This window comes from Nocardiopsis sp. NPDC006832 (assembly GCF_040635885.1).
In the GTDB taxonomy this organism is placed as follows: domain Bacteria; phylum Actinomycetota; class Actinomycetes; order Streptosporangiales; family Streptosporangiaceae; genus Nocardiopsis.
The window spans coordinates 107,529-115,470 of sequence record NZ_JBEYLC010000011.1 but is presented as its reverse complement, the minus strand read 5'-3'; the positions used below and the strand labels follow the sequence as shown (position 1 = coordinate 115,470).

At 68.3% G+C, this 7,942-nt stretch carries 9 protein-coding genes; 4 read left to right on the top strand and 5 right to left on the bottom strand.

From position 1 onward, the window contains the following. Together ABZ717_RS08365 and ABZ717_RS08360 are read left to right on the top strand one after the other, a co-directional pair. Positions 1–901: sensor histidine kinase (locus ABZ717_RS08365; RefSeq protein WP_358507259.1), on the top strand; the 901-nt coding region annotated here is incomplete at its 5' end. 24 nt (positions 902–925) lie between these two features. Further along, positions 926–1,681, top strand: a complete 756-nt coding sequence (locus tag ABZ717_RS08360; protein WP_358507257.1) for a response regulator transcription factor — start codon at positions 926–928, stop codon at positions 1,679–1,681. On the opposite strand, the gene ABZ717_RS08355 is transcribed toward ABZ717_RS08360, so the two are convergent. Genes ABZ717_RS08355 through ABZ717_RS08345 form a run of 3 tightly spaced genes read right to left on the bottom strand, consistent with a single transcriptional unit; the run spans position 1,623 to position 4,032 of the window. Beyond that, on the bottom strand, positions 1,623–2,375 hold the full coding sequence (locus tag ABZ717_RS08355) for an ABC transporter permease (RefSeq protein ID WP_358507255.1): 753 nt from the start codon (positions 2,373–2,375) through the stop codon (positions 1,623–1,625). The genes ABZ717_RS08360 and ABZ717_RS08355 overlap by 59 nt on opposite strands. Next, a complete protein-coding gene (locus ABZ717_RS08350; RefSeq protein ID WP_358507253.1) occupies positions 2,372–3,133 on the bottom strand; it encodes an ABC transporter permease in 762 nt (253 codons plus the stop codon). Before ABZ717_RS08350 ends, ABZ717_RS08355 begins: the two co-directional genes overlap by 4 nt. Then, entirely contained in the window at positions 3,130–4,032 is a 903-nt protein-coding gene (locus ABZ717_RS08345) for an ATP-binding cassette domain-containing protein (RefSeq protein ID WP_358507251.1), read from the bottom strand. Before ABZ717_RS08345 ends, ABZ717_RS08350 begins: the two co-directional genes overlap by 4 nt. A gap of 323 nt (positions 4,033–4,355) precedes the next feature. Between ABZ717_RS08345 and ABZ717_RS08340 the strand changes: the two genes are divergently transcribed. After that, positions 4,356–5,096, top strand: a complete 741-nt coding sequence (locus ABZ717_RS08340) for a hypothetical protein (protein ID WP_358507250.1) — start codon at positions 4,356–4,358, stop codon at positions 5,094–5,096. Positions 5,097–5,275: 179 nt separating this feature from the next. Continuing rightward, entirely contained in the window at positions 5,276–5,800 is a 525-nt protein-coding gene (locus tag ABZ717_RS08335) for a GNAT family protein (protein WP_358507249.1), read from the top strand. Between the two features lie 3 nt (positions 5,801–5,803). On the opposite strand, the gene ABZ717_RS08330 is transcribed toward ABZ717_RS08335, so the two are convergent. Continuing rightward, positions 5,804–6,529, bottom strand: coding sequence for a TetR/AcrR family transcriptional regulator C-terminal domain-containing protein (locus ABZ717_RS08330; protein ID WP_358507247.1), 726 nt, complete (start codon positions 6,527–6,529; stop codon positions 5,804–5,806). A gap of 71 nt (positions 6,530–6,600) precedes the next feature. Then, the gene (locus ABZ717_RS08325) at positions 6,601–7,854 is read right to left on the bottom strand and encodes a DUF418 domain-containing protein (RefSeq protein WP_358507246.1); all 1,254 of its coding nucleotides are present in this window, start codon (positions 7,852–7,854) and stop codon (positions 6,601–6,603) included. Positions 7,855–7,942 lie beyond the last annotated feature (88 nt).

Genomic DNA, 7,942 nt, shown 5'->3' with positions numbered 1-7,942 from the left:
CCTGTACACCGTCGCGTCACTCAGTGATCCGGTCCGGGCGACCGTCGCGCTGGTGGTGGTCGAAGCCGGTTTCCTGGTCGCCCTCCTGCGGTCCGAGTACGTCGGTTGGGACGACTGGGACGCTTTCGCCCTGTACTCCTGTCTCATCCTGCTCTTCTGGGTGGTGGGGCTCTACACGAAGGTGCGGCGGCGCTACTTCGCCGGGTTGGAGGAACGGGCGCGGTGGCTGGAGCGGGAACGGGACGCTCGCGCGCGGGTCGCGGTGGCCGAGGAACGCGAACGCATCGCCCGCGAGATGCACGACGTGGTGGCGCACAACCTGAGCGTGATGGTGGTCCAAGCCGAGGGTGCGACGTACGCGATCGACCAGGACCCCGCGCGTGCCAAGAACGCCTTGGGAACCGTCGCGGCGACCGGGAGGTCGGCTCTGGCCGAGGTCCGCGGGATACTCGGCGTCCTCAGAGAGGACACCAAGGAGGAGTACGCTCCGCGCCCCGGTCTGGAGCAGGTGGAACAGGTGGTCGAGCGGGTACGCGAAGCGGGTCTGCCGGTGGAGTTCACCGTTGACGGACGCAGGCGCGAACTGTCGACCGGGGTGGAGCTCGCCGCGTACCGCGTGGTCCAGGAGGCGTTGACCAACACGCTCAGGCACGCCGGGCCCGAGGTGGGCCGGGTCCTGGTGCGTGTGCGCTATGGCGAGGACGCCCTGGAGTTGAGCGTCCGCGACGACGGAGGGGGTGGTGAGCCCGCCGTCGCGGCGGTGGACGGCGACGGTGGTCACGGTCTGATCGGTATGGGCGAGCGGGTCTCGGTGTACGGCGGTAGCGTGCGCGCGGGGCCCCGCGCCGACGGAGGTTTCGAGGTGGTGGCGTCACTGCCGCTGCGTTCCGACACCGGGTGAGCCGAGAGGCAGAGAAGGAGAGCAGTGAACGCACCGGACGAGCAGCCCCGGGAGACGATCCGCGTCGTCCTGGTCGATGACCAGGAGTTGGTGCGGACGGGTTTCCAGATGGTCCTGGATTCCCAACCCGACATGCGGGTCGTGGGCCAGGCCGGGGACGGGGCTCAGACCCTGCGTCTGTTGGAGACCGTCGCGGCCGACGTCGTCGTCATGGACGTGCGGATGCCCCGCATGGACGGGGTGGAGGCCACCCGCCGGCTCCGTGCCACGGCCGGGGGCCCGCGGGTGCTGATGCTGACCACCTTCGACCTGGACGAGTACGTCTACGCGGCGCTGCGGGCCGGGGCGAGCGGATTCCTGCTCAAGGACGCGCCGTCCTCCGCCTTGTTGTCGGCGATCCGCTCCGTTCACTCCGGCGACGCCGTGGTCGCCCCCAGCGCCACGCGACGGCTCCTCGATCGGTTCGCCGACCACCTGCCCGGGGGAGAGGAGGACCGTCACGGGTCCCTGGACTCCCTCACGCCCCGCGAGCGGGAGGTTCTGGTGCTGATGGCCCGTGGGTACTCCAACTCCGAGATCGCCGGCCGACTGTACGTGTCCGAGACGACGGTCAAGACCCACGTGCGCCGGATCCTGACCAAACTCGACCTGCGTGACCGCGTCCAGAGCGTGGTCCTGGCCTACGAAGTCGGTCTGATCGAGCCTGGTGGAGGGGGACGGGTCAGTGGACGTCGCGTCGGTCCAGGAGAACCGCCGCACCGGCCACCAGCGCGACCGTGAGCGCGAGGGCCACGGCCACAAGGACGCCCAACGTGGGAAGGGCGACCGAGCCATCGTCGACGAAGGCGCCGGTCCCCACCTGGGTCACCCGGCTCACCAGGCCGTACGGCAGGAGCAGCGCCGGGGTCTCCAACCGGGTCAGTAGCAGGAGCGTGCCGACGGTCGCCCCCGCCAGCGCCACGGCGACGGGGGCCGCGAAGGACCGCATCAGCATGGACAGGCCGGACTGTAGGGCGGCCAGTGGGAGACAGGCCACGACGATCACCACACTGACCGCGAGGTATCGGGGCGGTAGGCCCCCGGGCAGGTCGAACACCAGCTTCCCGGCCACGATCACGCCGATCACCAGGACCATCTGAAGGGCCGCCGTCAACGCGGCCGTCACTGCCGTCTTGGCGACCACGATGTCCAGGCTGGAGGTGACGCGCCCCATCAGCGCGTTCCAGTTGCCGCCCTGGTGTTCGACCCGCCACACCAGGGCGGCGAGCACGGCCACCCCCGCGGCCAACGGAAACAGACCGTAGAAGACCACGATCCGCATCCACAGGGTGTGCCAACCGTCGCCCGGCGGCTGCCCGGAGACGAGGGTGTTGACCACGCCCGTGACCACGGCCATCAGTGGCAGGAACACCACCACGGCCCAGCTCAGCGAGCGTCGCAGTTTGACGAGTTCGGCACGGATCGTTCTCGTCATCGGGCCTCCTGTCGGTCGAACAGCCGGGTGAGGGCGAGAAACCCGGCCCCGCCCACCACACCCAGGACGATCACGCTCGGATGGTGCGGGTCGAGATCGACCACACCGACTTCGGTCAGGTCCACGGGTATGACCAGCCCGTAGTAGCTCCACGGGGGCAGCAGGTGGCCGATCCACGGGGGCAGTCCGGTTCCGGTCAGGGCCACGAACGTGCCCAGGACACCGACACCCAGGCTCACGAGCTGGTTGAGGACGCGTGCCGACAGCAGGATGTGCAAGGCGAGCAGCACCAGGTTGATCACCAGGACCGAGGCGGTGTGGCCCAGCCACTGCCCCGTGGGGAAGTCGACGGAGATACCGACCGACCAACCGAGGGCGGCCACCAGCGCGCTCTGTGTCAGTGTCGCTCCGGCCACCAGTGAACCCGTGGCGACGAACTTGGCGCGCCACAACCCGCCCGCGGTCACCCCCGAGGTCTGGGAGAGGAACCAGCCGTTGCCCTGGTGCTCGATGTCGACCTGCCGTCCGGCCACGATCGCCAAGAGGAGGGGAGAGATCAGGGCCACCGCCAACGCCGGCCCTCCGAGCAGCCACTGCCAGGGGCGCGCGTGGGGATCGTCGATCGCGTCCAGGAAACCGGGGGCGGTGAACGTCAACGAGGAGAAAGCGACCACGCCGACGACCATGACGGCGAGTACGGGCAGGGTGCGCAGGCGTCGCATCTTGGCGAACTCGGCCACCACGACTCGACCGGTCACAGACCCCGCCCCCCGGTCAGATCCATGAACACGTCCTCCAGGGACTGTTCCTCCCGCCGCACTCCGTGGACGGGGATCCGTTCGTGGACCAGCCGATCCACCAAATATGCGGTGGCGGCGTGGTCGAGTCCGGGGACGCGCACGCGGTCTCCGTCTCGGACCGCGTTCCATCGGCCGGCCAGGGTGGTCGCGCGCTCTGGTTCCGGGGTGTCGACGAGTACGTCGGGGGTGGAACGGGAGAACAGTTGCTCCCGGGTCCCTTGGAAGAGCATGCGTCCGCCGGCCAGGATCCCCAGGACGCTCGCGGTCCGATCGATCTCGCCCAGGAGGTGGCTGGAGACCATCACGGTGATCCCCCGTTCGGTCAGCCGGGTGAGCAGGTCCCGCACCTCCTCGATCCCGGCGGGGTCGAGACCGTTGGTGGGTTCGTCGAGGATCAGCACGCGCGGCTCTCGGGCCAACGCCATGGCGATGCCCAGGCGCTGTCGCATCCCGAGGGAGTACTCGCGCACACGCTTGTCGAGGTGGTCCTGTAGGCGGACGGTTTGTACTGCTCGCTGGACCTGTCCCTGGTCCAGGTCCAGCAGGTGTCGCACCAGCCGCATGTTCTCGGCGCCTGTGAGGTGGCCGTAGGCCGGTGGGGCCTCGATCAGCGAACCGATCTCGCCCAGGAGTTCACGGCGGGTCGAACGTCGCATCGGGCGGCCCAGGACGTGGACCTCGCCGGCGGTGGGGCGCACCAGCGACAGCAGCATCTTCATCGTGGTCGACTTCCCGGAACCGTTGGGTCCCAGGAAGCCGTAGACACAGCCCTGCGGCACACGCAGGTGCAGATCGTGGACGACCGTCCGCTTTCCGTAGGTCTTCTTCAGGTCATGGGTGATGATCGCGTTGGACACGGTCGCAGTGTGGTTCTCCGACCGGGTCGAAGTCGTCTACCCGTGGGAGGAGACCACCGTCGTCCTCAAGGAGGACCTTGGGGGTGCGACCGCCTGGTCAAGCCCTGGCGTGGCTTTTGAGCCGGCGAGCAGGCAGACGGATGTCGGGGAGCCCCGAGGTGGGCTTAATTGCGCTTAGTGCCCCCTCGACGTCGGAGCGTCATAGCCGTCAGTATTATTCGTTTTTGGTGTGGAAAGGGCGGTGGATGCCCGGGCCGGCTTGATGGCCTCGGCCACCGGCCTGATCACCTTCCTGCTCTCCGGCAACCCCCAAGGATCCCCCTGTGTTCGAAGCCGGTAAGAAAACCGTCACCGTCTCACGCCTGTTCATCGTCTCGACCGCGTTGGTGACCTTGACGGTGATCTGTGCTCTGGTCGTCGTGGTCGTCAATCTGTGGCCCGAAGACAACGCCACGGAGATTGCTGAATCGGCCACTACGCCCACTCCCTCTCCAGAGGCATCCACCGTTCCCGATGAGAACGCAAGCATGTGCGGCCTGCCGGGAGGAGACCACACCACGATCGACAGCCCACCCGAAGTCGAGTGGGAGTTCGTGGGGACCATGCACGCGCCCACCTCGGCGGATGTCGGCCCCGGACAGATCACCGATAGCGGTTTTCGCCAGTGTTACGCCCACTCGCCGGAAGGGGCATTGATGGCCGCCGCCAACGTCATGGCGATGGGTACCGACCCCCTGCTGGTCCAAGAACTGAACGAGGAACAGGTCGCCGAAGGCCCAGGCCGTGATCTGGTCCTGGAAGACCTGGAGAACAACGCTCCCGAGTCGGACGCCGACATCCGGTTGACCATCGTGGGATACAACCTCAAGGGCTATGCGCCCAACGCATCTCGGATCGACCTGGCGGTCGAAGGCAGCAACGGCGTCTTCGCCTCGGTGACCACCGATCTGCGTTGGGAGGCCGGCGATTGGAAGGTCGCGCTCAGCGACTCCGGACAGCCCGTCATCCCGGTGACCCAGATCGCCGACGCTTCCGGCTATCACCCTTGGAAGGCAGAGGGCTGACATCCTGCTCACGGAGTCAGAAGGCGGTCCCTGAGGGCAGGCGCTAGAGTCCGGTGTTCCGACAAGCGCCGGGCTCCCTACCGATGATCTTGCTCGCAGCGCCATGTTGGGCGCCCAAATGGGCGCTACGAGCAAGATCATCGGAACCCAGGGGCCGGCGATCTGACCTAGGAGCGCCCGTGGAGACGACCCGGCTGGTGACGGTGAACGACGCGGAGGAACTGACCGCGTTGCTGGTCCGCAACCGGAGGTTCCTCGCTCCCTGGGAGCCGTTGCACGACGACGACCACTTCACCCTTCCCGTGCAGCGCGCACTCTTGGGGAGCGCCCTCGCCGACCATGGGAACGGACGGCGCCTACCGCTCGTGATCGTCGACGATGGGCGTATCGTCGGCAGGCTCAACCTGAGCGGGATCACCCGCGGGGGACTGCAATCGGCCGCCATCGGCTACTGGGTGGCGGCCGACAGCAACGGGCGCGGCATCGCCACCAAGGCGGTCACCGAAGCGGTCGAACGGGCCTTCGGCGAGCTGAACCTGCACCGACTCCAGGCCGAGACGCTCCCGGAGAACACCGCGTCCCAACGCGTGCTGGAGCGCAACGGCTTCACCCGGTTCGGTGTCGCCCCGGATTACCTGCGCATCGCCGGGAAGTGGCGCGACCACCACCTCTTCCACCGGATCAACCGGGACTGGCGGCCCTGAGACTCACCGGTCCTCTCGGGCGGCCGGTTCCTCCTCGGCGATGGCCCGGAACCCGGCGATCAGGGAACGCAGTCCGAACTCGAACCCCGTTCCACCGAACAGGATCCCCCCTTCGGCCAGGGCCCACTGAAGGGTCTCGGAGTTCCGGTAGGCCGCCTCGATCTCCTGACCCCGGTCGCTCATCGGGTCGCCCACCCCCTCCGCGAAGGCGGACTGCACGGCGACGGTGGCCGCCCCGCGCACGTAGGCGTCCAAGGCGTCGATCATGTCCAGCCGGGCCTGCGCGCCCAGGTCGGTGCCATCGAAGATCCGCAGTGCCGAGTCCAGCCAGGTCAGCATGGACGGGCCGTACTCGCGCACGGACAGGCGCAACTCCAGCACCCACGGATCCTCCCGGAAGGTCACCCAGTCCTTTCGGGCCCACGCCTGAAGCTTCTCGAACCAGGTGCCGGGGTGTTCGTGGGGGAGTCCGTCCCGGGCCACCACCGTGTCCAGGATCAGGGACTCCAGGGCCTGGCGCCCCTTGACGTAGGTGTACAGGGTCCCGGGAGCCACCCCCAGACGTTCGCCGAGGGCGCGCATGGTGAGCGCGCTCAGTCCGTCGGCCTTCACCAACTCGATGGAGGTGTCCACGATGAGCTCGGTGGACAAGCGTCGACGGGGCCCGGGGGTGCGTCGACCCGGGCCCTCGGGCCCCCGGGCCGGTTCCGTTCCAGGTGTCATGACCATCAGCCCAATCTAGCGCCGCGTCGGCCAAGGACCGCCTCGTCACGGGTGGACCCCGACCGACGCGGCACCGGTCACCCCCCGACGGTGACCCGCGTCGGCGCCTTTCGGGAGGTGAGGTGGCGCAGCAGCCGCTCGAAGGGTCCCTGCACTCCCCGGCGCTCCATCAGCGTGGCGATCACCACCGTGAACAGCCACAACGCGATGGCGTACAGCGCCATCGTGGAGTTGGTGAACCAGCCGCCCAGCCCCAGACCCCAGGCGGACAGCATCGGCGCCATGATGATCGAGTGGGTCAGGTAGCCGCTCAGCGAACGCTTGCCCAGGGCCGCCACGGAGGTGATGACCACCGGGGGCCGGCCCCGGCGCTCCAACCGGGTGGAGATCAGGACGAACAGCGCGGCGTAGCCCAGGCCCTGAGCCAGACCGCTGGTCCAGACCATCCCGCCGAAGACGGCGCTGGAGAGCCCGTAGAAGGGTGCGACCTCGAAGGCGCCCACGTGGTGCAGGGCCGCCGGGAGCGACCCGGACAGACCCAGGGTGATACCGAAGAGGGCGGTGTTGCGCAGCAGCCGGTGGTGGCGCTCGGGTTCCTCGATGACGCGGTTCCGAGCCGCCCAGAACCCGATGAGCATCGCGGTGGGCAGCACCACGCCGAACGAGTTGATGAAGAGCAGCGACACCCACGACATCAGCCGGACCACCATCGAGGCCAGGTAGTTCTCCTCGCCGCTGCCGTTGAGCCCGCCGAACTCGTCCGGTGGCGTCGCCATGGTGGGACCGGACGGGTCCACCACCAGGAGCGTGACCAGGGTGGCGACCGCCAGGACGAACACCGACGACAGCAGGGTGACGCCGACGATGATCCCGCCGCGCAGCCGCCGTTCGCTTCCGCCGAGGAACAGGGAGCACAGGACCAGGCCGATGATCCCGTAGGCGGCCAGCACCTCCGAGCCCAGGAACAGGGACGCGTGCACGAACCCGAACAGGAGCAGCCACCGGTTGCGGCTCCGGATGACGGCGTGCGCCTCCGAGTTCGAGGCGCCGCGGGCCAAGCGGCCGTTGAGGGCCTGCACGAGCCCGTACCCGACGAGGAAGGCGAAGAGCGGGTAGGAGCGCACGTCCAGCAGCGCGATCATCAGGAACTGGGTGACGCTGTCCGCCGCCGTGGTGGGGTCGGGGAAGTTGACGGATCCTTCGTGGGTGCCCCCGTAGAGGAAGAGCGCCGTGTTCGACAGCACGATCATCAGCAGCATCGAGCCCCGGGCGAAGTCCGGCGCCAGTAGTCGTTTCTTGGTGGCGGTTCCTGCCGCGCTACCCACTGTCATCCCGGTCCCCCGACTCTCGCATGTATCTTTGAACGCTGTTCAGGATTATAGGTCGGTGGATGGAACACCTTCAAGACCATCGGCGTGA

Coding starts and splice junctions, on each gene's coding strand:
- ABZ717_RS08355 (WP_358507255.1), bottom strand. CDS start 2,375: ATGACGAGAACGATCCGTGCCGAACTCGTCAAACTGCGACGCTCGCTG.
- ABZ717_RS08330 (WP_358507247.1), bottom strand. CDS start 6,529: ATGGTCATGACACCTGGAACGGAACCGGCCCGGGGGCCCGAGGGCCCG.
- ABZ717_RS08325 (WP_358507246.1), bottom strand. CDS start 7,854: ATGACAGTGGGTAGCGCGGCAGGAACCGCCACCAAGAAACGACTACTG.